This window comes from Phenylobacterium sp. (assembly GCF_030693805.1).
Taxonomy (GTDB): domain Bacteria; phylum Pseudomonadota; class Alphaproteobacteria; order Caulobacterales; family Caulobacteraceae; genus Phenylobacterium.
This window is the reverse complement of record NZ_JAUXZW010000139.1, coordinates 1-2,571: the sequence shown is the minus strand read 5'-3', so window position 1 is coordinate 2,571 and position 2,571 is coordinate 1. Positions and strand designations below refer to the sequence as shown.

At 36.0% G+C, this 2,571-nt stretch carries 2 protein-coding genes; both read left to right on the top strand.

The window, feature by feature from the left end; genetic code table 11:
• Positions 1-965: 965 nt before the first annotated feature.
• On the top strand, positions 966-1,667 hold the full coding sequence (locus Q8M88_RS06265) for a hypothetical protein (protein WP_305595483.1): 702 nt from the start codon (positions 966-968) through the stop codon (positions 1,665-1,667).
• A gap of 549 nt (positions 1,668-2,216) precedes the next feature.
• Positions 2,217-2,571, top strand: a 355-nt coding sequence (locus Q8M88_RS06260) for a hypothetical protein (protein ID WP_305595481.1), incomplete at its 3' end; no start/stop codon positions are given.

Sequence of the window (2,571 nt, the reverse complement as noted above, 5' to 3'; positions counted from 1 at the left end):
GGAAGCCACTTTGTATGATCGGAAGAACTCTTTGTACGTTCTGAGATACTCTTTGTACGAACCTGATGACTCTTTGTATGTTCCAATGGACTCTTTGTATGAACCAAAGAACTCTTTGTATGAACCGGAAGACTCTTTGTACGATCCGAAGAACTTTTTGTATGATCCGAAGTACTCTTTGTACGATCCGAAGAACTCTTCGTACGATCCGAAGAACTCTTCGTACAGTTGGATGGACTACTAAGGTGACCGGAAGTACAGCCTGTATGAGAAAAAGGACTTTTATGATAAGGGAAAGATGATTTTGTATAAGATTAAAGACTATTCATTGAGCAATAAGAGCTAAAATTGCTTAAAAACAGACTTTATTCAGTTTTGACCTGGGTATCTTTATGGTCGGGTTATTAGAACTGCAAATAAAGGAGGTTAGAAAAGTGAAAAGTTTCCGCCAAGGCGGATCAGCCTTTGGCTGAGAAAGTGAAAAGTAGAAAATTGAAAGTCATTGGTCAGGAGTCATTTGTCATTGATCAGGAGCTAGAAGTAAAAACATAAAACTGATTCTCCAAGACAGACTGAAAACTGATTCGCCGCGGCGAACTGATAACTGATTACTTGAAAAATGATCTTTAAACTAATAACAAAAAATAATTACAGATTTCATGAGACAGGTTTTAGAAGTTTATTATCAGAATGGGAAAGAATTCGTAGCGATCGCTGCGGTTCGTGGCGTGCTTTGCGAGATACTTCGACTGCGCTCAGTATTATTTCTCGCCACGTTCGCAAAGAAAGAGTTTATCCCGTGAAGCGGGACAACGAACGCAGAGGTAAAATTATGATTCAGACAAAGACTGACAGGTATGATTCAGCCAAAGGCTGACAAGTATGATTCAGCCAAAGGCTGACAGGTAAGATTATGAAAATGAGTTTTAAACTAATAACAAACAATAATTAAAGGAGAGATGGTTATGGCTGATTCTAAATATGGTATTCCGGTTTCCAGAACTGTGTTATTTAAACAAGCGACGATCACTTTAGATACCACAAGAGGATTGGAAAAGCTTGCTAAAAAAGGTTTAACGGCAGCTTATTTTGATACTTTTGACGCCAATATTAAAAAGGCTAAGGGTTTTAAAACGTTTGATGAAAAGAAGAAAGAAAATGCCGTAAAACTTGCTGCGGTTAAAGCGGTCTGCGCCGATTGTTACGAATGGATAAAAACCCTTCAATTTGGGGTAAAGAATGTATTTACTGAAGATTCTCCCGAATATAAAAGTTTCCCTTCTAATTTGGCAGATACCGAAGAAGATGCTTCTAAGATGATAAATGTCCTTCCGGCGGTTTTTACGGTTCTTGAAAACAATAAAACCAAACTTGCAGAGGCAAATTTACCGGATGATTTTAAGGCAACGGGAGAGGCTTTAAGAGATAATTTGAATGTAATATTTCGAGAATATTCGGTGATGGTTGAACAATCGGAGAGTTATACCATTGCGAGAAAAATAGCGCATAGAAAAGTATATGATACTATTAACAGCATTAACGAAGCCGGTATGATGGCATATAAAAACGACCCGGTGACCTTGAAGTTATTTAAGTCCCCCTGGCCCCAAAGCAAAGGGAAGGATAAAGGAAATGATGTGCCACCGGAACCGCCGGCGGGGCAGTAGAAAGTGGAAAGTTAAAAGTGGAAGTCAGTTCGCCGCGGCGGACTGAAACTGTTGAGGATGATGAATAAAGATTAATGTTTGTTCATCATCCTTGACCAATTAAGGCATGTATCTTAATTGGAGAAAGAAGTTAAAGAGTACTATTATTACTAAAAAATTGAAGAGAAACAAAATGAATATATTTTTACATTCTTGTGAAGGAGATATAGGAAAGTGAGTACTGATTCCATAACAATCAACAAACTTGTTCTACACGAGAAACGATTGATAAAGTTTTACTATCGAATATTTCTTGGTATTCTTATTTTAGCCTTAATTGTAATAGCAATATATGTTCTTAGGGGTGAGTTCAATACTATTGGGTTTACTACACTAAGTAGTTTTTTTATAACTGTGACGAGTTATTTCCCAATTCATCAAGTATCCAAAAGAAAAGATCATATAACGGCTTTAGAAGCTTTGCCGGAACTAATGAATTCAGAAACATTCAGCACTACAGCTAATGATATTTTAAAAACTAGATTACTTAAAATGATTGAGGACTAAAAGATGGAAGAATTTAAAAACAGTCATCTTGAAGATATTTTATCCACTCTTGAAGCTAAGAGGAAAAAAAGAAAAATACGAATTATCGGCGTAACAATTCTCTTGATTGCGATAGGATTAGTTTTTGTTTACTGGGCAGGTTATCAATCTGAAAAATTGAAAACACAAGCCGAAAAATTGAAAACACAAAAAATAGCAAATGACTCTACCGCTATTGTGAATGAGAAAAATCGCGAAAAACTTGAAAATGAACAAAAAGCAATAGTAGATATGCTTAATACTGCTATAAATACTAAGCCATCTATCGATGCTTATAATAAGGTACTTGAATTAGACTCAACTAATTATTTAGCTTATA

What these genes read in the sequence shown, in the direction of transcription:
- Q8M88_RS06265 (WP_305595483.1), top strand. Translation starts at nt 966, where the DNA reads ATGGCTGATTCTAAATATGGTATTCCGGTTTCCAGAACTGTGTTATTT.